Source organism: Candidatus Jettenia sp. AMX1 (genome assembly GCF_030263775.1).
GTDB classification, from domain to species: Bacteria; Planctomycetota; Brocadiia; order Brocadiales; family Brocadiaceae; genus Jettenia; species Jettenia caeni.
Genome location: NZ_SZPP01000026.1, coordinates 1 through 22,338 on the forward strand (window position 1 = coordinate 1; position 22,338 = coordinate 22,338).

A 22,338-nucleotide genomic window follows, 5' to 3' on the forward strand; every position below is an offset into this window, starting at 1 on the left:
TCATACTGATATACTTATCCTACAAAATAATTTATGGTACTCTTTCCCTTATTCTCTTAGTATATCAGATATTTATCCGGCTTTGTGCAACAAAGCCATCATCAATTACAAAAATTACAAATATTATATTTAGGCTAACTATAAAAAAGCAAATTAATTGTAAGGAAAAGTACTATAGGATACTCTTTATATTCTGCTTAAAGAAAGAAATCGTTATAATTCATCGAATAGGCCCCTTCTTTTAATCTCTGGTTTAAAATGTGTGTAAGTATTTATTCGTTCAATATGAGTAAATACAAACAAGGATTAAATTCCCTTGAAAGCCTTGTGATTACTGATAGAATAAGAGGACTTCAATAAACATCAAAATACTTAAAAAGAGATAAAAGAGGCTATTATGTTACGTGGAATAATATTTGATATGGATGGAACACTTACGAAACCGAATGTAGACTTTGCAGCTATCGAAAGAGAGATTGGCGCAAAAGTCGGGTTTATTATTGATTACGCAGAAAGGTCGAGTCCCGAAGAACGTGCAAGAGCATTAGAAATCCTCGAGCGTTATGAGGCACAATCAGCAAGTGAATCAGAACTGAACGAAGGGGTACTAGAAATGCTTGAGTATATCTCTAAGAAGCGGTTAAAAAAGGCGCTTTTAACCCGTAATTCACGTAAATCGGTAGAAACCGTTCTTCACAAACATAAATTGCATTTTGAATTTATCGTCAGCCGTGAGGATACGAGGCCAAAACCCGCCCCTGATCCCATTTTTTTACTGAGTAAGAGGATGAATATCCATACCGACCATTTGTTAATGGTTGGTGACTATAAATACGATATTATGTGTGGCAAATCTGCAGGAACGAAGACAGTCCTGCTCCGTTATAAAGAGTATGAGTATAGAGAAACAGAGGTAGTCCCTGACTTTGAAATAGGCGCCATTCGTGAAATTATCCATGTTATTGAGCATTTTGAAAAAATGGAGTTAGGCCTCCGTGGAGAGCATCATGTATAAAAACAAATTGATTGTGTTTGTCTTCCTCATGATAAGCCTTTATCTTTTTCATACAGAGGTCTTGTCCAAAGAAATTCCTGCAGGAAAAAATATAACAGAAGTCCTTGACGAGATGGAGAAGGCCAATTCGGCATTTAAGACTCTTAAGGCAGATATAGTATATACCCGTGCCATTGTCCTGCTTGAATCCACAGAAACCTCTCAAGGTAAAATGAGTTACAAGAAACCTAAAAAACTGTATCTGAAATTTTATCCACCCCGTAATGAAGTAAATATTGTAGATGGAAGACATATATGGGTATATCATCCATCAGAAAAACAGGTCGAAAAATATGAGATTGGAAGCAAACAATCTTCACAAGGTATGGGTTTTTTTGAATTTGGTTACGGAGAATCGGTGGAGGCTGCAAAAAAGAATTATAAGATCACCTTATCAGATACAAAAGAAGAGGGTAAAAAACGAATCTACATACTCGACCTGTTGCCAAAAGATCCAAAGTCCCAATACACTACCATTCGATTATGGGTAGAAGAGGGATTCTGGTTGCCAGGCAAGATAGAACTTCGCGAAAGTGAAGGTGAGGTAGTTAATACTATCGAATTTAAAAATATAAGGCTTAATAAGAACCTATCCGATAAGCTCTTCACCTTTAATGTTCCCAGAGGGGTCGAAGTCATTGAACCTTTTAAGTAAGGTCAACAAAAGCAGTGGAAACGGTGAAGAATAACAAACCGCCCGTAATCCCCCTTGATCTCCCTTGATCCCCCTTTAAAAAAGGGGGAAATATATGGGTGTTTTAGAAAAGGGGGAAATCTCTCGTTCCCCCTTTTCTAAACTTATCCTTACCCACGTCTTTCTCTTTCGTACACCCTATATTCCATAAAAAGTAAGTGATAGTGGGCAGATATTCTCGTTCCAACCCTCTGCGTCATATTTCACGAATCGGTCTATTTTCCAGATGGTATAATGGCTGTAATCATGAGAAGTCTTTATAGTTAAACATCCGGGACAAGACGCGGAGCGTCCCTGGCGCGTTCCAACGCAGACAGACTGGGTCAAAAGGTAGTAGAAAAAGTAAAAAAAGATTGATTATTAAAGGCGATTAATGTTTAATATCGAAAATTTTTTTCCGTAAATTGCCTTTAAAATCAAGGAGAGAGAATGAGAAGCAGGATTTTTACTATTTCCTTTTTTATTTTCATGATAATAATGTGGATACATGATCCACTCTTAGCTCAGGTTAAAAACTCACAATTACCACGCATTCCATCGTCACTGAGAATGCTCGATGAAAAAAGATATTTAACGAACTCACAAGCAGTAAGCCCGTTAGCACCTGGCGCCACACAGGCGCTACCCCCTTCTTCCAGTCTTCCTTCTACCGGAAGCCCAAATGCTTATCAAAGTGGTTCGTCTCTTACACAATCATCTATATTATCCCAACAAGGAGTAGTAAACACGCAGGGATCTGATGTTTCCCAACCTACTATAGATTCGGCACAACAACAAGAGTCTCAAAGTACAACTTCTACTCTAAACTCTGAAACCATTCAAATTCCGGATGCTGGTTTACAACCTGAGGTATTATCTTCTATTGAATCTGCGTTTCAGGATATATCGCTCGCACATTCACCAGCAGATGAGGGCGCTCCACTTATGGCTCTCCATCAGTTTGGATACTCTATCTTCAATCGCAATATTTCAACGTTTGCTCCGATAGATAACGTCCCTGTAGGGTCAGATTATGTTTTAGGGCCTGGAGACGAATTACGAATCACCATATGGGGATCTTTGGAAAATACGTATATCCAAACTGTTGATCATTATGGCCGGATATATTTACCTACTATAGGACCCGTGAGGGTATGGGGCCTCAACTTTTCTCAGGCAGAAAAATTGATTCTTGCGCATCTTTCACGGTATTATAAGGATTTTCAATCGAGTGTAACTATGGGACACCTTAGGACCATCAGGATCTATATTGTAGGAGAGGTCGCCCAGCCCGGCGCTTACAACATCAGCGCACTCTCTACAATAACGAATGCGCTCTTTGCTGCAGGAGGTCCGAATAAAACAGGGTCGCTCAGGAATATCCAGCTAAAACGAAACCAGCACATGGTTGAGTATTTTGATTTCTATGATTTTCTTCTTCATGGTGATAAGAGCAGAGACCTGCGTTTAGAAGCAGGAGATGTAATTTTTGTCCCACCCATAGGTTCAATCGCAGGAATAATGGGTAAAATAAAACGGCCCGCTATCTATGAGCTAAAAGAACCAATCCGTATAAACGATCTTATTACTATGGCCGGTGGTTTGACGCCACAAAGTTATCTTAAGCGTGTACAGATTATCCGAACAAAACCAAATGCAGAACGAGAGGTCATTGATCTTGATCTTACTCATGCGGAAAAAGATGGAACTACACCGAAAGGCATTGAACTACAAAACGGTGATCTGGTTATAATTTATCCAACGGATCCACGTATCTATAACACTTTTAGCCTTAATGGAAGTATCAAACACCCTGGCGAATACGAGGTTAAGCCGGGAATAACAATAAGGCAAGTACTTCCACCAGAATCTCTCCTACCTGAGGCTTATCTGGATAACGTGGAAATTATTCGCTTTAAAGATGATTTGACGACCGAAGTTATTCATATAAATCTAAAGAAACTTTGGGAAGATGAACATGCACAAGACATATTCATTCAGCCTCATGATCTCATTACGGTAAGAAGTGAGTTTAAGGCTCCCGAGTCTATAACTCTCACAGGAGAATTTAAACGCCCGGGAACTTATACGATACAGCCTGGGGAACGCCTAAGTTCTGTAATCCGGCGCGCCGGAAATTTTACCAATGTGGCTTATTTAAAGGGGGCTGTATTTACCCGAAAAGCAGTACAGGTAAGAGAAAAAGAAATGCTAGATCAATTTGTAAAGCAATATGAGGAGGGTCTCTTAGCTGAGGGACAAGCGCTTCTCAGCTACAGCGCAGAAAATAGGAGTATCCGAGAACTTGAAATAGCACAGAGACGTCAGCAACTAAAGCTAATAGCTTCAAGAGTTACTTTAGGTAGAATTGTTATCCATCTGGATACTATAGAGAAATTTGAGGGATCACAAAATGACTTGATCCTGCAAGATGGAGACATCTTAACAGTACCCCGGGAACCAGTAGAGGTTATGGTTTTAGGCAGTGTGCGAAACCCAACTTCTTTTGTTTACAAAAACGGCAAGAATATTCAATATTACCTGAATCGTGGAGGTGGTTTTTCAAAGGCTGCCGATAAAAAAGAAATATATCTGCTCAAGGCTGATGGTTCCGCCCTTATAGGGTTTTTAAAGTTAAGGAATATTGACCCTGGCGATGCGATTGTTGTACCTCCAAAGATTGAAATAAAGGATTGGACATGGATAAAGGATGTTGCTACCATAGCTGGTCAAACTGCTCTTACTTTTGCTGCATTGTCAATTTTGCTTTAAGGAGAATTTTTCATGGTAGAGCAACAATACCAGCAACAACAAGCTGAAGATGAAATTAACCTGCTTGAATACTGGTATGTAATTTGGAAACATAAAATATTACTGGGAATCATCTTCTTAACTTCAGTTGCAGGCGCATTGATATTTTGTTTACTCTCTTCAAAGATCTATCAATCTACTGCATCAATCCTTACTCCGGCTGAAACATCGGATGATCTTATGAGCAATCTTGGAGGCGCGGCTAACCTTGCTCAAGCCGCTGGAATTTCAATACCTTCTTTAACGCAAAACCGGGATATCTATTTAAGTATTTTGAAAAGCCGGACCATGAAAGATTATATTATCACTCAGTTTAAACTCAAGGAATATTACGATAAATTATATATTGAAGACGTGCTCGAATGTTTGGATGATGTTACCAACATTTCCGAAACAGAAGAAGAAGGCGCAATCTCCATTACTGTAGAAGATAAGAACCCTCAAATGGCAGCGGATATTGCTAATACATACGTAGATTATCTGGATCGTCTTGTAGCACAGTTTGGAACCGGCGCCGCGAGCCGGCAACGCCATTTTATTGCAGAGCAATTATTAAAAACAGAAAGTAATCTGCAGGCGGCGGAAGAAGCTTTAAAACAATTCAAGGAAAAACATCGTACCATCGCCCTTGAAGAACAGGCAAAGGGAGCTATCGAGGCAGGAGCTACTCTCAAGGGAGAAATAATGGCTGCTGAAGTGCAATTACAAGTAATGCAGGATTTTGCTAAAGCAAACCATCCGGAGGTCATTAAACTGAAGCGCAGAATTGAAGAATTAAAACACCAACTTGCCAAATCGCAATACAGTAGTGGCTTAGACCTGCCTTCAAGCACGAACAATCCTAACCATTACCAAAAAGAAATTTATCTTCCGGTAGCCAATGTCCCTCAGGTAACCTTAGAGCTTGTCAGATTAATGCGTAATGTAAAGATAGAGGAAACGCTCTATACCTTTCTGAAACAGGAATTAGAGGAAGCCAAGATCGCTGAGGTAAAAGATACGCCATCAGTCCAAATCTTAGACCGAGCTGTTCCTGCAGAAAAAAAATCGAAACCCAAGACGAAGATTTTTATCGCTGTTGCAGGATTCATGAGCCTCATATTGGGTATCTTTGGTATCTTCTCAAAAGAATATATTGAAAAGCAGAGGTTAAGGATAGCTGAATCTGCAGAAATTAGTCGAAGAAAATCCACGACCAATGTTTAATAACCAAACCACAATGTTTCTCTGGCAACGATGGAAAGTATGCTACCTGGTAATCTTACCGTACCTTTTATTTGCTGTTTATTCTGTCGTACTCATTCCGCCACTTCAAGCAGGTGATAGAACTAACGTTCCGTTAAAAAACTGGGGTGGATTCTCTTTATTCCGCTCATGGGTTTATGACGCACTGGAAAAGATTGTTCTTGCAGGATTAGCAGACCAGGCGCTCCTCAATACCAAGCCGCTGAGCCGAATGGAAGCAGCCAGGATTGTTGCACAGGCAATACACAAACTGGAACAAGACTATGGTGATTATAATGACCGCAATTATTTAGAAGATTTGCTTTACAAGCTTATAGAAGAATTTGGCAGTGAATTGGCAGAAATGGGGGTAAAGACACCACTCAATTATGAGGCACAACCAAAATTTTTGAATCTCAAACCTGTGGATAATATTCAATTCGGAAATGCTTTAGCCAATAATTCACAGAAGCCCGTTAACAATTTTGGACGAAGCTTTAGTGAAGGAATAAATACAGACTTTACTTTCGACGGAAGGAACCAATTAGGGGACTTCCTGTCACTGTATTATCAGCCAGAGTTTTTTTTGAATAAAGATGGCTCTCAGGGTCGATTACAAATCGGTTATGCAAAACTCACACTCTGGAATACAGAACTTGAAGTGGGACGTGACAGTCTCTGGTGGGGACCTGGATATCATGGCTCAATGCTCTTTTCTAACAACGCTCCCCCGCTTGACCAGATACGGCTTGGCTCAGCAGAGCCTTTCAGACTTCCCTGGATTTTTCGTCATATCGGCCCAATCAAGGCGACAACATTTGTAGGAAAACTCGATGGTAATCAAATACCTTCTCATCCTCTTGTAGGTGGCTATCGCATTAGCTTAGCTCCTTCCCGCTTTGTGGAGATAGGTCATGGTCGTGCTTACCAATTTGCTGGTGACGGACGTGGCTATACGATAAAAGACTTTCCTGGAACCATCTTTCAAACCACTACATCAGAAGATGTTGATGATCCGGATAGTAACAGAAATGTTAACAATCTGTTATCTCTTGATATCACAGTAAGAATACCCAATGTAGATCGCTATATTTTTATTGCCCGGGATGTATCTCTCTATGGTGAGATGGGATGGGATGACACCCGAAAGGGTTGGATTTACCCTAAGCAACCAGGTGGAATTGTGGGTACTTATCTCACGGGCTTTTTAGGAGATCCAAAACTCGATTTTCGGCTCGAATATGCCAAGAGTACTTCTATCATGTTTACCCATAATAATATTTATGAAAACGGATTTATATACAGAGATTCTGTCCTTTCTCATTTTATTGGAACTGATGGAAGTGAGCTTTATGCGCGCCTTAGCCGGTGGATTAATGAGGACATCCTCCTGGGATTTCAGGCAAGCCGGGCTGAGATTGGCACCACACAACATGATCTTGTTGGAAAATTACCGCATGAGAAGCGCTATTCGTTTGGATTAGACGTCTCTTACCAGGTCTCAGACCGTTCCTCTATTTTTCTGCAATACGACTTTTCCCGCATTACCAATCACGACTTTGTCAGTGGGGAAAGACAGAACGATCACCTCTTTAGATTCGAATTTACCTACTCATTATAAAAAACATTCATTTCTCCCACTCCCCTCCTCTATACTTGTGAGTAAAGATGAGTTTTAAAGGGAGAATAAGGGGATTATCAAGAAATTAACAACCCCTGCGTCTCCTTTATAATGAGGATTAAGTGTTCAGTCACTCCTCCTTCGCAATGATATAATATTGCCTTTTTAAACAGCTCTTATCCGTAATACCCTTACGATCCAACAGTATTTTGAGTAACTATAGATAACTTAAGGAGAAATGCTCCGTTGCTATTCTTTTCCTATCTACGTTTCATTAAGCATTCGGCGACTTTTATCTCTTAATAAGAACGTAGGACAAGGCTTCAGCCTTGCCTCCCCGCTAGAATGTATACACCGGGATAGCAACCCGAAAGGGACCCTACGGAATTGAAGTTCCTATACATTTAATGAGGCCTTCGGCGACTTTTAAATCGTAAAGACGTGCAGTGGCAAGGCGCGCCTTGCCACTACGTAGTTTGTTTGAATTTCCTATACATTAAAACAAACCTTCGGCCGCCTTTTTCTTACTAAGGCGTAGGGCAAGGCTTTAGCCTTGCTTCCCCGCCTGAATGTGCACGGGGATAGCAACTCTAAAGGGTTACCCTACAGAATTGAAATTCTTATACATTACACGAGATTGTAAACCAGGATATACCATAATTCTGATGAATATATCTATACCTTTAATTATCCGTAAAAATGCACATTATATATCGTAGTACATTCGATACCACGTTACAAATTCTTCGATTCCCTTCTCAATCGGAGTTGATGGTTTAAAGCCTACATCCGCTACCAAATCGTCAATATCAGCATATGTAGCATGCACATCCCCTTTTTGCATGGGTAAGAAATTTTTTTCTGCCCTTTTACCAAGACATGCCTCCACTACTTCAATAAACCTCATCAGCTCGACAGGATTATTATTGCCGATATTATAAAGCCTATAGGGCGCGTAGCTTGATGCTGAATCGGGATTATCTCCACTCCACTGGGCATTAGATTCAGGGGTCTTGTCTGTTACCCTGACTACGCCCTCTACAATATCATCGATGTAGGTAAAATCCCTTTTCATTTTTCCATGGTTAAATACGTCTATCGGTTTCCCTTCTATGATGGCCTTTGTGAATAAAAAGTATGCCATGTCAGGTCTGCCCCACGGGCCATAGACCGTGAAGAATCTGAGTCCTGTACAGGGGATGTTGTAGAGACTTGCATAGGTATGCGCCATAAGTTCATTTGCTTTTTTGGTCGCTGCATACAGAGAAACAGGATGGTCTACATTATGATGCACGGAAAATGGCATCTTTGTGTTGGCGCCGTACACTGAACTCGATGAGGCGAAAACAAGGTGTTTAATATGGTTATGTCTGCAGCCTTCGAGGATATTCAGGAATCCACAAATATTACTGTCGATATACGCATAAGGATTTTTTAATGAATATCTCACACCAGCCTGTGCCGCGAGGTTTACCACCACATGAAATCCTTTTTCAGAGAAGAGCTTTATAATCCTATCCTTGTCTGAGAGATCCATTCTGATAAACTCGAAGTTCTTTTTTCCTTCGAGTTGTTTTAATCTGTTGAGTTTCAAAGTAACATCGTAGTAATTATTAATATTATCAATACCGATAACATCATCACCACGCTCAATAAGTTTTTTACAGAGATGGAAACCGATAAAACCGGCTGCACCGGTCACTAAAATCCGCGTTGGATGTCGGGTAGTCAATGAATAATTCTCCCTATTTAATCAGTTTTTGTTCTGTCATATACATCATCCATTCTCACAATATCATCTTCTTCGACATATTCTCCATTTTGAACTTCTATTATCTCGAGTTGTATTTTACCGGGGTTTTCAAGCCTATGTGGCATCGATTTTGGTATGTAGATACTCTCATTCTCATGCATGAACGTTTCTTCGCCACCAACAATTACTTTTGCTGCGCCTTTGATAACTACCCAGTGTTCAGACCTGTGATGGTGCATCTGCATGCTCAGTTTTTCATTTGGATTTACCACTATCCGTTTGATTTTATACCTTAGCCCTTCTTCAAGAACCGTATAGCTTCCCCACGGCCTGTAAGTTGTAACATGTTCTTCTCCTTCACTTCTTGCATTTTCTTTTAGTTTATTTACAATATCCTTTACCTTCTGAGCTTCGCCTTTTTTTGCAACGAGTATGGCATCGTCAGTCTCAATAATTAAACAATCTTCCAATCCTATAGTTGATATCAATCTCTTATTGCCAAGAATAAGTGTGCCTCTTGTATTAATAGATATAACATTGCCTATTTTAACATTTCCGCTCTCATCTTTATCCAGGACATCAAATAATGAATCCCATGAGCCTATATCATTCCAGTATAAGTCGAGAGGCAGGGTTATTACCTTATCTGACTTTTCCATTATCGCATAATCGATCGATATATCAGGCATTTGGATAAAGGTTGATAATATTTCATCAAAGCCCTTATCAAGTTCCTTATGTATCCGGGGCGCATATTTTTTGAATTCTTCCATTATAGTCCCTATGGTAAAGGCAAACATACCGGAATTCCAGTAATAATTGCCTTCGTTAAGATAACATTGTGCCGTTTCTCTATCGGGCTTCTCGGTAAATTTCTCCGCGTTACAATATCTTTGTTTATCATGAAGACCCTGTCTGTTGCATTTGATGTATCCGTATCCGGTTTCAGGTTTTGTAGGCTGAATTCCAAAGGTAACGATAAAACCATCCTTTGCAATCTCCTCTGCTTCCTTCAGATATTCCCTGAACTTCTCAACCGGTCTGATTATATGGTCAGAGGGTGATACGAAAATTACTTCATCTTTATCGCACCCCAATTTATCTATACAGTACTTAATTCCAAGAGCTATTGCAGGCGCTGTATTCCTGCTTCCCGGTTCAAGTATTGAATGAGTGACAGATAAAGCACTTAATTCAGATATAACATAAAATTTATAATCGCTTTTTGTCATGATAATAATATCGCCTGGTGGAATACTGGTCATTAGCCTTTCCACAGTTTGCTTCAAAAGGGATTTGTCTTCATTCAATTTGAGAAATTGCTTTGGAAAATTTTGTCTACTTAGTGGCCAAAGCCTTGTACCAGAGCCCCCTGCAAGGATTAACGCCTTCATTGTACCTCCGGAGTTTATCGAGAAAATAGGAATTACTGTTATCAATACCTTTATGAGAATTATGGTAACACTTTCGTTTTTTGAAAAAATACCGTGAGAAGCTCCGATGGAAGCAACGTGAAAAGCTCCATGAGGAGCGAAATGTTTATAGATAAATCTCTGTCACAATCAAGCTCCATCGGAGCGGCATGGTGTCTCTGTGCTAAGGTTACATACCGCTCCGATGGAGCTAAGGTTTTGTATATACATTTTCTATAAATATTTCACCCCTATGGGGTTGTTTTTCAAAAAACTACGGTGTTAAATATCTGACCATAAATTCTTGCACAATTTTCCAGAGTGTTTTACATGAGATTTTGTAACGTACAAAAACTTGTGGTCTGGTACTTAAAATCCTGAATCAGGCGAAGTATATCATAATTGAACGGATACGCAAACAGATTTTTGTTCTTTTGACCTCTAAAGAAAAAACCCTTTTATCATATTTTTTCAAAAATATTAAATTTTGTATTTGTTTCGTTACATTAAAAATTTATCTCAAATAGCGAGCTTAAAATAATTTGAGTATTTTCGGCAAAAATATTTTTTTATTTTACTTGACAGAGAAACCAATCAATGTTATATAGAGTGCCAAATTTTAGCAGCAAGTAGGAATACAATGATGATCTGTCTGAAGAGATTATGCAATTTGAAGTGAAGAGTTTTGAAAGTTCTTTGAAGTGTTGTTAAAAAGTATCATCTTACCATCGAACTGTTTACTGTTTGAGGAATTGTGTCTTGAGAGTGAAGGTTTTTATCTTTCAGTATCTTTGCGAGATGCTTGCGCATAGTTATTTTGCCTCAAAATAATCAAGCAGTCTACTTCTGTAGCTTACTTATGAAACATTTATCATGTATCCGGGAAGAGAGGTTGATCATGGTGTGAATATCTATGAAGAAAGTGTTGATGTGCAGTACATTGAGCTTACCTTTTATTATACCTTAAAACATTTTCTATGATATTTTAACAAACTATGATATTTTTAATTTCTTTGACTTCGCTCGTTATAACTCTCGTTATCCTGCCAGGCCTTTCCAATGTCGCTTCTAAAATAGGGTTAATGGATTTACCTCATAAGAGAAAAATCCACATGAGTCCTAAGCCTCTTGTCGGCGGGCTTGGAATCTTCATAGCCTTTTTTATTTGTTCCCTCTTATTTATCTCTCTTTCAAACCTGAGAGGATTTTATGTAGGCCTTATAGTCCTTGTTATTACCGGATTTATCGATGATTTCAAAGGATTGAATCATCGATGGAAGTTTGCAGCACAAACATTTTCAGCAATTCTTATGATGTATTTTAGTAAAACGGTTCTTGTTTCTTGCGGGAACCTCTTTTCTCTCGGACCAATCCATCTCGGCATTCTCGCAATTCCTATTACCATATTTTGTGTAGTCGGTGTTATAAACGCAATGAACATGATCGATGGTATCGATGGCCTTGCAGGTGGCATTTCCTTTATAACCCTTATATCATTTGCCATTCTCTCTTACATAAACCACCAGAAAGAGTTGATGTTGCTAAGTATAGCCTTGAGTGGCGCTGTTGTTGGTTTCCTGAAATACAATTGGCATCCTTCTAAACTGTTTATGGGAGATATAGGAAGCGGTTCTCTTGGTTTTACTACCGCTTTTCTCGCAATAGCCATAACACAGAAGCACCACACCCATGTTTCACCTATGGTTCCCATACTTATATTGGCCGTACCGATCGTTGATACCTTAACGGTTATGATTAAACGAAAGTTAAAAAACAAAAGTCCATTTCATGCAGGCAAAGACCATATCCATCATATCTTGTTAAGGATGGGTTTTCAGAAAAGGACAACCGTTAAGATAATCCTTTTCGCATCATCTCTCTTTGCTATCCTGGGGATTTTGTGTGCAATCATGAGAGTCCCAGATCATTATTTATTTTTCATATTCTTCACCTACTTCATCCTCTATTTCTCATCTTCGTTCTTTGTAAAAGAACTTTATATATACAAAATGAAATTCACAAAGAGAATTGGCTTAGCTCATGGCTCAAAATAATAACTAAATCAGAGTATACTTTCCTAAAATTTGTTACGTGTTTGGTATCCCGTATGTCTATTGAATTGGAGTGATATGATCAGCAGGGTTGCCTATGCTGTAAGTTTGGTATCCCGTACGTTTATTGAATTGCCGTTGATACTTTGCATTCCAAAAGGCATTGGCTGATGTTTGTATTATTTTTTTTAAAGCATTAATATTTCCCCCTAACGCAGCGAACCATGTAGTGGCAATCATTCCTTCTGCATGTATAGGTATGTTTGCAATATAATGACTAAAATTTTCTATTGTCACTTCACTCTTCCAAGTAGCGCCAAGTACTTTGTGACCAGCTTCTATAAACGATAAAGCCGAAGGGAAATTCGGTTGTTCATCAAAATAATGCCAATCACAAATAACGATCTCCTTAGGAATTTTATTTCTTAAAGAAGCATAATTTAGTTGAGCGCCGTGTAAACAATTGGCTAACATTGTTGGAAATTCATCAGGAGCAATAAGCATATCCCCCCACATCCATGTCCTAATGCCACGCTCTTTTAGATACGTATGTATACGTTCTACATCCTTCAAAAAAAGTTCTGGAGGCAGCATTTCTTTTCCCTCTTGAATCAATTTTTCCCTCGTTTTTTTACTATAGCCTGCCACCTCATCATGTCCTATATGGAATGCTTTTGGGTTAATTAGATCTATAACTTCATCAATCATAGGCAAGATGGTAGTATAAGTAGCCTCATTTTGAGGATCATAAGTAGCTTTATTATACATAAGTTGAGGGTAAAATTCTTTAAGTAATTTTTCCTGATGTGTCAGTAAACTCATATCTGGTATGATATCAAGTCCGTTTTCTTTGGCAAATCTTACTATATTTAAAAACTCTTCCTTTGACCATGTACCCTCACTTGCTAACTGCTCCATTGTATTGAAGGCAACATTGTTTCTTATCATAATTATCAAAGTATTATAATGGCCAAAGCGTGCTAATTTTATCAGTTCTTTCATACCTTCTAGTCCTAACCTTTTTACAATCCCTAAATGAAGAGCACGGATTCTCATATCAGGCCAATTAGCAATCTTCCCTTTTTTAATTTTCCCATTATTTTCCCTTACCAGTGCTTCAAAAAAAGTTAAGCCATACAATGCACCTAAATAGTCCTTTCCTGTGATTAATATCTTATCAGAAGATATCACTATCGTGTAACCCTCATACTGTCTTAACGCCTTTATCATTCGGTTTGGTAATACTTTAACTACTATATCTATGGTACTTTCTTGTGAATCTAAACTTTGTATGTAATTTTCTAACTCAAGTACCATGGATTCAAAACGATTTCTAAAGTAAGGAGGAGTAATTAATTTACTATTTGAACCTACTATAATATATCTGCTCACAAGATTCTTTTGTTTTGGAGATGGAACAATGATTTGCTCAGCTAACACAATACTACTCCACAATAGTAAGAAGAATAGTAAAGAGGAAAAAAAACTTGTTCTTTTATAATTCATATATCACCTCGTAATTATAATCTCAAACTAAGTCAGGGCATTTATATTTGACTCTGAAATAGATTTTATGTTTAGAAATCATCCCAATAAACACTGGATTTTAAATGCTTATAGATGATAAATTAGATTTTTAGGATGACTTCAATCTTTAACTTTATTTTAAAATCAAAAAACATACCATGAGATTAAATTGCACTTTACGTAGGTAGAATATTATTTTATTAAAACCCACATTCCGTATCTATTTATAAGTCTTTATATATAATAAGTTACAAAACTGTAAATTTGGCAGTTAAAAAATTAAGTTTAGTAATTTCAAGAACTTATGACTGTTAGGTGTGGAATATGGGTTAAAAAAATTTAAATTTAATTTAAGTTGTATATTTATAAACACTTAAATCTACACAACTTAATATTTTAATCTTTTCTACGAGAAAATCATGGTATTTGTTGGTTAAGTGTTTATAACTGCTATACTTAAATTAAATTTTTCTATATTTTCAATAAGGCATGAATTACCATAACAAGAAGAGAATAAAAGACTATTAATAAAATGATAAAGTGTGAAATATCACATAAGTGTGCCGTTACAAAAATGTGACATGCCACATTGCATTATGTAAGAAGGAAAATAAGGCATACCCCATTGTTACGTTCAAGTTTTTATTAGGAAGGATAAGAGAAGAATCTTGAATGTCAAATGAATTGATGGAGTCTCTCAAAATACTTCATCTGCCTCTAGCTAGGATTTCTCACCGAAGAGATAGACATACCCCATTGATTATGTTATAAGATACGAAAGGGTAACAGATTATACCAAAAGGAGGAGGGAGAGAAGGTGAAAACAGGGTGTAAAGACGTAATAGAGAGTATCAGGAGTTACATGGAAGAAAGGTCATAAGCCAATGTAATGGTGGGAGAATAACAACGGATGCAAGAGGACTTTTACTGAGAGAAGGAGAACAAGCAAGAGGTTTTATACAAGAGTTTTCAAAGTGTTTTACCGATTATCGGGATCAAGACGCACTAGCTCGACATTCACAATTCGAGGGTTAGGTAAGCCGTTGAGCCAATAAATTCAATGGGTCATGGAAAAAGGTCGGCACTACAGATCGACTTATCCTGATGCATAAACCTTAGGCGGCGGTTGTTCAGGAAGCATCAATCCCAATTGTGCTAAAAGAAGAGAAACATCCTTATCCGGCTGGGTATAGCGGCTCATGACAATGTGACGACCTGTCATATCATGAAGATTTAGAGTTTTGCATAGAGGCACTAACGTGACTTTACTAAAGTAAAGTCACGTTAGACAGTGGGATACACCTTAAACTTAAACGCTCTATAACAAATATTACGATATCTATTAAAAATTTAAAGTAACGTGATTAAACTCCTTTTAGAATATCAATCTCCATTGAGAAAAATCACAATCTCTTGAGTAAAAACTTTCAAATCGCCGTCATTCAACTTTCGGTAGAATTCAGGTCTTCTTTATTAGCCAACTTGGAAAATTCGAATAACCTCTCAACAAAAGTTTATTCAGTAATCTATTATTATGTTCCTCATACAACGAATCAAGATATGAACGCGTGTAATCTGAAATAGTCTCGTCCTTAGAATCATGGTTTACAAAGTAATACATATCCCTAATAATTTTCTTACTATCAGGATATCTTCTAAAGAATTTTTCAAACCTTTTATTAATATTTATAGCTAACTTATGAATCAACTTATTTTTATAAAGAGTACTTTTATTCTCAATAGAAAATTTATAATAAGAATAAATCTCTTTATCGATATCAAGCCAAGAACATAGTTCAGACATAAAAGAGTATGGATTTGCATTCATATTCTCAAAAAAAACAATTTTAATAGAACCATTAAAAATAGCATACCAATCATCCAAATAATCATCATAAAAACCGCTCTGGATTGCTTTAAAAGAATAATATTTTTCTTTAGACAACCCATTACAAAGTCTAACATATTCATCAAAAGATATACTCTTTGGTATCCATGCTGTTCCTTTAAGATGTTTGTAAAATGAAAATAGGCGATTTACAGGATCGCGAAAAACAAGAATAATCTTTATAGGACCTAGCCTTTCATATATTGCACGTGCAACTTTCACCCCTCCATAAAAATATCTTGGTGTGGCTTCTAAAATATACCGATGATCATCACAATGGCAAAAATATTTCTTATAATCATCTATTGGTTGCAGTTCTTTATCATCTATTAATGGTGAAAAGTAGTGTGTTTCCTTTATGTTTGAAGTACAAATATCAGGATGTTTTGACAGATACGAAAAAAGTGATGTAGTACCTGCCTTGCCAACACCGGCAATTATGAGGTTTGGTAAATAATTCTTCATAATATTCCTACACTAAATATTCCCTAAAAGATTTGAATAATGAACTAAAAACGCCGTCGTTTAAATTTCTTCCAATAACATTTGAAAGAAGAGAAAAGGCAATGGGAAATAAAAAAAATATGAGAAGTACTGCAAAGCAACATAATGGTACCTAAATCTTACAATAAGGCTTAGCCTTGGGGTTTATTTTTTAAAGTATATACCACGAGAGCTACCAGATAAACAAATCCCAGAGCAACGTTTTTTTGTATCTTTCAATAATAATATAGGCACCGATTGAATGTCAGTTTGACTATTATCAAGGCAGGCATATTCAGAAAATTGAGCGTTATTGAAATTTGCGTTTTATTGCAAGGACTCCTGTCTGCCTTAATAAAACAAAATACCTATCCCTGCTTTTATGCGGACAAGTATCAATAATGTCCTTGAAACTCCTCCTATTTACCTTTAATGAAGTCAAGCTCGCTATGAATTCCTCGTTTGAATTTTGATTCCACCGAAGAAAAAATTAGTCTCTTAAAATTTAACAAAGTACTGATTGAGTTCACAATGGTATTAGTATAACCACTTAGATGTCAATAATCCGGAATTTAGATATATTATTCATTGATGCGAAAACATTTTTTTTAATGTCTCCCAGCGAACAGATTTTTCTCCTACATAATGGCTTTGCCAGTCTTTGGGTTTATCAATTGAAAAAACAGAATCATAATCTGGATTCCAACCATGATATCCTTTGTAGCTATGATACGCCCATCCCCATCCATAGCGATTAAATATACTTACTAAGTCAAGGAGATACTGTTCTCCTCCAGGCGCCCACCTAATAACACTAAAAATCTGAAAGGCTTTTCTCCAACGTCTTTTTATCCCAGTATTTATTTAATACAAATCCAGGATAAACTAATCCTCTTTTCCTATCTTTTATTCCCTGATGGGTGTAATTATGCGGTGTATACATATGCGCGCCATAAATTATTTTCTTATCATCTAATGGTTTGAACTCCTTATATCCCTTTGCCAATCCGCCGGGACCTGGAGTTACAATTATCCATCGTTTAAAGTCATATTTCCTAACCTCTTTAATGATATCTTGTAAAAGTTTAGGCCATGCAGGAGGAACAATAATTTTATTTCCGTCACGCAAAAGAGGTTCACTTAACACCTCATATGCACCTAATTCAGTTCCTCTCTTCTCAAAATGCTTTACAATATTTCCAACTAAGCTAATTACTTCAGTAAGATACTCAGGATTATTCCAAAAACCAGGGGATTCCTGATTTAATAATAAATTAGGGTTTATAGGGAATTGATGGATACTAATGATTCCAGCAACACCTTCTCTACGACACGCATCCAACATTTTATCAGCATATTCAATACCTTTTGACCATACAACATTGGAACTTAAGTTTTGTCGCTGAGCCATCTGCCGTACATTTAATGTTATTCGCACTGAATTAATATCAAGGCGTTTCTTGAGAATTATAATATCCTCTGGTACAGAATTTGAGATATCTAAAGTAACTCCTCTCCAAGGCCAATTTTTCGGAATTTCAGTTGATAGCGCATCTTGCACACCAAACAACCATGTTGCAATTATTATACTTATTAGATTGTAAATAAAATACACTTATGAATCCTCCTCTTTTTTAGCTAAAAGGATAATTATAAGGATTTGATATTAAAAAGCTTTTTTTAACGATTAATCGCTTATCTGAGAATAACTTTAACTTTTCTCCGGCAAATAATGATTGCAGCCAAGAGAAGAAGTACTTCATAGGTCTCATTAAACTTTTCACAGTATACTACCTGAATTTTGTAATTGAATACAGACAAAAGTTGATAAGCATAAGTAAAGTAACAACTTGATTTATTTGGTTAACTCACCTATTTGGTGTAAGGTATTAAAAGAATTAAGCCATTATTTTACTACAACTTCTTTTGCCAACGATGCCTTTAACCACCATTGCTCTCTATCAATACTTTGTCACTGCTAGGCAATACCTTCCGGTTCATCATATTCTGCCAGACTGGCATGCCATAAGGATAGGTTTTCTTGGTATAAATGGATTCTTTATATTCCCGATATAAGCAATTAAAGAACCTAAAATAATAATTATAGGGAGAAAACTGCCCTTGTTGAAAAATCCAGAGATTACCAATGTAGTTACTAAAATAACTAAACTGATTGCAACAATTAACTTCCCAGCAAGATGAATATATGAATTCATTGATAAGGCATGCATTTTTCCATATCGAATCAATTTATAAAAATAAAAAATATATATACATATCCCAATAATTCCAGTTTTTACTAAAATATACATATATCCATTATGTAAATATGGAATGTATCTCTGGGTTACACCACCCAACTCAATATAAAATCCCAAATCTATCAAAGTACCAAACCCGCTCCCAATGATATATTGTATTACTCCACCGGCAAGATATGTTTGTAGCGCCTTAAAGGCTTCAAATCCTCGCCAATTGCTGTTTATATCTTTTTTCTCTTTATAATTTTTAACAATAGTCTCTTGAAAGGAACGTGCTGTTTTTCCCATGAAGGTTTTCTTAGAACCAACTTGTTCTGATTCTGGCATCATCGTGACCAGAAGAGCAAAAAATATAATTATTCCTATAAGCAACATGATATTCTTTAATTTTTTTAAATTTAGTAAATCATAGATAACCAAACCCATAATTAATAGAGATACCCAAAGAGTTCTCGAAAAAGAGAGTATTAGTGAGAACATACAAAGTACAAAAGTAATCCTCACAAACCACCTGTTTTTTGTGATGTTAATTTTAGAGCGATGGGCTGCTGCAATAATTACAATTGCCAATACTGAAAGAAAATAACCTTTTCCAGCATCACCTCTAATTTCATTAATTGATTGATTCAACAATGATGGGTCAATAATTATCTTTGAAATATGATAAAATGAACAGATAGCCGCTGATATTAAAATGATTCTAAATAGACTCTTTAAATCGCGAATATGTAACATCAGCACATATCCGACTATCAATGCTAATACGGATGTACCAACATACCATATATCTTTAACTACATTAAAAGGGATATTACCATAAGACCCTAAAATTCCTATAATCATAAATACCGCCATTGGTATGAAAAGATAAAACAAACCTCGTTGAATCCTAAAGCCAGATAAAATAAACCAACACATGAAATAAAAAAACATTAATACGGAAACGATTTCAGTAGGTAAGATCATAGATATGCAAGTAAACAAGAACAATATCCAAATAGTTAAGTTTTTTTTTGCAATAGTAAAGATATTTATATTACGGTTATCTATAACATTCACATTATTCATTTTAAATTATTTTCATAAGTAACTTGTATATCGACTCAATAGAAAAAATATAATTACTCAGAGAAAATTTCTCGTTTAATCGGTTAAAACCATTATTTCCCAGCCGATGTCTTTTTTCTTTATTATTAATCAAATCTTCTATAGCATCTGCAAGTGCATAAGAATTTCTGGGCTCGAATAATACACCAGTTTCCTGATCTATTACAATCTCTTTTAATCCACCGCAGTTTGCTGCTATAACTGGCTTTTTTGCAGCCATCGCTTCTAAAGCAACCAACCCGAATGGTTCAGGCTCAGTTGAAGGTACAACCGCAATATCACATGTATCCCATACAACCCAAATATCATTCCTGAAATCCATCACTGTTGTTTGCTCCTGGATCTGTGAAGCCGCAATTTGTAAAAACAAGTTGTCCACAAAGCATTCCTGTTTGTAAGGTGAGCTCCCAACAATAAGATAATGGATATTTCTCAATCCCTTCTTCCACAATAAGTCAGCAGCTTCGACTAATAATCCCTGCCCCTTCCAACGATTAATTCTCCCTACCAATGCCACTAAAACATCGTTATTAACAAGACCCAATTGTTGACGTAATTCAGCTACAGATTGCTTGTCAACTTTCTCTGAACGTTCTAAACCATTCCAGACAACAATAGACTTTACAGCCAAAACTGGTTGTGATTCTATCAACAGTTTCATTGTAGCGTTAGAATTGCAAATTACCTTTGTAGCAAATATTTTCAACAGGTACGGTAAAAAATGACGCACCAACTTCGGATGAACAATCATCTCGTGAACATGCCAAACATGCGGAATCCTTTTCCACCTTGCCCACAATGCACCTGACAGTACTGCGAGGGTATTTGAATGAACAACATCCACGGTAATATCAGCCAAGACTTTATTTATGGCACGCATGGAACAGAACAACTTAAAAGGTAATTTCAATAACCCTATTGGATTAAAGGTCAACCGACCTATTATTGTTAAAGGTACTACATAAGTTTTTATGCCTGACAGCTTTAATTTCTGAGCCAGCGGTCCTTCAAAAGGCAAGAGTACGACCGGACGAAATTTTTTTTTATTCAAACCCAAAACAAGAGAAAGCAATGCTTTGTCTGAACCGTACATATCAGCAGAAGGATGAACATATAGAATTGTTTTCATTTCAATTTACTAATCCGAATTGTTTATAATTCTGATTATGAATTAGGACTTAACCTTACGATTTACAAGCATAGCCATCATCGAACAACCTACAACCTAGATCAGCGAAGTTCAAAATAACATTGTCATTGAGGTAAAAAGTAAATTGATAACGCCATATTTAGCATAAGTAATGCTTGCCTTCAATTTGTATTTTTAAGATAAAAAAATTTAGAAGCTATCCCCAAAACCTTACTTTCGCATTGAAAACTCCTTATAAATACTGAAATTTTGAATACTTATAGATGATAAATTGGGGTTTTGGGATAGCTTCTAGTCTAAGTAAATGAAGAACAAACACTTTTATCTGGTAATAAAATATTTGTTTCGGAAATTTATTTATTTATCAAAAGTTGAAAAGATACCTTCATAAAAGCTTTCGCCTTCTCTTTTGCTACAATTGATTTGGAGAATAACGATAAGAAATAAAATGCAATAGCTCGTAGAAACATAACAATACATAAACCTGTTCGTAAGAAAACAACTGAATATTTACCATAAAATTTTTTTGTATATAAGAGATAAGATCTTTTCGTATTCAGTAATGCATTTTCACCAATCCAGGCACTACCAGCCCCTTGATAATGAATTATTTTTACATACGGAGTATAGCATACCCGATATCCTGTCTCTCTAACTCTTTTACAATAATCCACATCTTCAACATACATAAAATATCTCTCATCCAATCCACCCAACTTTTCCCATAAATCTCTGCGTGTCATCATAAAGGCACCAGATACCCATGCCACATCATATTGATAAAACGAGTAACGCCTTTCATCAACATCTACACGTTTAAAAATATTCGGTAGGAGTAAATAGCTACCAAGCCCCAACCATGATAAGACTTGTCTTAAAGGATCATGTTCAAAGCCAAAAGAAGGTTGAAAGCTACCATCGCCATAATACATTCTGCATCCTAATACCCCTAGTTGTTTATGTGTATCAAATTTATTTATTGCCGGGGACAATGATGATATTAAACGAGTATCATTATTTAAAAGAAGAAGAATTTCACCTTTGGCATGTGCAGCACCCAGATTATTCCCACCAGAAAATCCCAGGTTCCTCTTGCTAGCAATTAAATTTACATCTGGGAAATTTTCACGTACAAATTCACAGCTATCGTCTGAAGATGCATTATCAACAACAATCACCTCATGCTGAATACAGACATGCCGATTAATAGATTCCAGGCATTCAGAAAGATAATCTTTTTTATTATAATTAATAATCAAAATAGAGAGTTTCATATTATTATATTTTTACATCAAATTCATATTGTATACACTTAAACAGATC

General features: G+C 36.5%; 14 protein-coding genes. 6 read left to right on the forward strand and 8 right to left on the reverse strand.

Annotated elements, in window-relative coordinates:
• Positions 1–397 precede the first annotated feature (397 nt).
• From FBQ94_RS09130 to FBQ94_RS09150, 5 genes are all read left to right on the forward strand, one after another.
• Positions 398–1,015, forward strand: coding sequence for an HAD family hydrolase (locus tag FBQ94_RS09130; RefSeq protein ID WP_007223146.1), 618 nt, complete (start codon positions 398–400; stop codon positions 1,013–1,015).
• Positions 1,008–1,709 carry a LolA family protein gene (locus FBQ94_RS09135; protein ID WP_007223147.1) on the forward strand — a complete coding sequence of 234 codons (702 nt, stop codon included), beginning with the start codon at positions 1,008–1,010 and terminating at the stop codon, positions 1,707–1,709. Before FBQ94_RS09130 ends, FBQ94_RS09135 begins: the two co-directional genes overlap by 8 nt.
• A gap of 468 nt (positions 1,710–2,177) precedes the next feature.
• Positions 2,178–4,499 (forward strand): SLBB domain-containing protein, encoded by a 2,322-nt coding sequence (locus FBQ94_RS09140; protein ID WP_007223148.1) that lies wholly within the window; start codon positions 2,178–2,180, stop codon positions 4,497–4,499.
• A 12-nt stretch (positions 4,500–4,511) separates the two neighbouring features.
• Complete coding sequence (locus tag FBQ94_RS09145) at positions 4,512–5,744, forward strand: GumC family protein (protein ID WP_007223149.1); 1,233 nt, start codon at positions 4,512–4,514, stop codon at positions 5,742–5,744.
• Positions 5,737–7,383, forward strand: a complete 1,647-nt coding sequence (locus FBQ94_RS09150) for a capsule assembly Wzi family protein (RefSeq protein WP_007223150.1) — start codon at positions 5,737–5,739, stop codon at positions 7,381–7,383. The genes FBQ94_RS09145 and FBQ94_RS09150 overlap by 8 nt, the downstream gene beginning before the upstream one ends.
• A gap of 706 nt (positions 7,384–8,089) precedes the next feature.
• Here FBQ94_RS09150 and FBQ94_RS09155 read toward each other — a convergent pair.
• Together FBQ94_RS09155 and FBQ94_RS09160 are read right to left on the reverse strand one after the other, a co-directional pair.
• Positions 8,090–9,115 (reverse strand): NAD-dependent epimerase, encoded by a 1,026-nt coding sequence (locus FBQ94_RS09155; RefSeq protein WP_040544574.1) that lies wholly within the window; start codon positions 9,113–9,115, stop codon positions 8,090–8,092.
• A 17-nt stretch (positions 9,116–9,132) separates the two neighbouring features.
• A complete protein-coding gene (locus FBQ94_RS09160) occupies positions 9,133–10,530 on the reverse strand; it encodes a mannose-1-phosphate guanylyltransferase/mannose-6-phosphate isomerase (RefSeq protein WP_040544576.1) in 1,398 nt (465 codons plus the stop codon).
• A gap of 1,013 nt (positions 10,531–11,543) precedes the next feature.
• On the opposite strand from FBQ94_RS09160, the gene FBQ94_RS09165 reads away from it, so the two are divergent.
• Complete coding sequence (locus tag FBQ94_RS09165) at positions 11,544–12,602, forward strand: MraY family glycosyltransferase (RefSeq protein WP_083849332.1); 1,059 nt, start codon at positions 11,544–11,546, stop codon at positions 12,600–12,602.
• A gap of 57 nt (positions 12,603–12,659) precedes the next feature.
• Here FBQ94_RS09165 and FBQ94_RS09170 read toward each other — a convergent pair whose 3' ends face one another.
• The 6 genes from FBQ94_RS09170 to FBQ94_RS09195 form a co-directional block, all read right to left on the reverse strand.
• Positions 12,660–14,105 carry a family 20 glycosylhydrolase gene (locus FBQ94_RS09170; protein ID WP_007223154.1) on the reverse strand — a complete coding sequence of 482 codons (1,446 nt, stop codon included), beginning with the start codon at positions 14,103–14,105 and terminating at the stop codon, positions 12,660–12,662.
• Between the two features lie 1,480 nt (positions 14,106–15,585).
• Complete coding sequence (locus FBQ94_RS09175; protein WP_007223155.1) at positions 15,586–16,479, reverse strand: sulfotransferase family protein; 894 nt, start codon at positions 16,477–16,479, stop codon at positions 15,586–15,588.
• 832 nt (positions 16,480–17,311) lie between these two features.
• Entirely contained in the window at positions 17,312–18,112 is an 801-nt protein-coding gene (locus tag FBQ94_RS09180; protein WP_285442099.1) for a glycoside hydrolase family 5 protein, read from the reverse strand.
• Between the two features lie 385 nt (positions 18,113–18,497).
• Positions 18,498–19,826: an O-antigen ligase family protein gene (locus FBQ94_RS09185; RefSeq protein WP_007223157.1), complete on the reverse strand. Its 1,329-nt coding sequence runs from the start codon at positions 19,824–19,826 to the stop codon at positions 18,498–18,500.
• A gap of 1 nt (position 19,827) precedes the next feature.
• Positions 19,828–20,994 carry a glycosyltransferase family 4 protein gene (locus tag FBQ94_RS09190; protein ID WP_007223158.1) on the reverse strand — a complete coding sequence of 389 codons (1,167 nt, stop codon included), beginning with the start codon at positions 20,992–20,994 and terminating at the stop codon, positions 19,828–19,830.
• 374 nt (positions 20,995–21,368) lie between these two features.
• Positions 21,369–22,289, reverse strand: a complete 921-nt coding sequence (locus FBQ94_RS09195; protein WP_007223159.1) for a glycosyltransferase family 2 protein — start codon at positions 22,287–22,289, stop codon at positions 21,369–21,371.
• Positions 22,290–22,338: the final 49 nt, after the last annotated feature.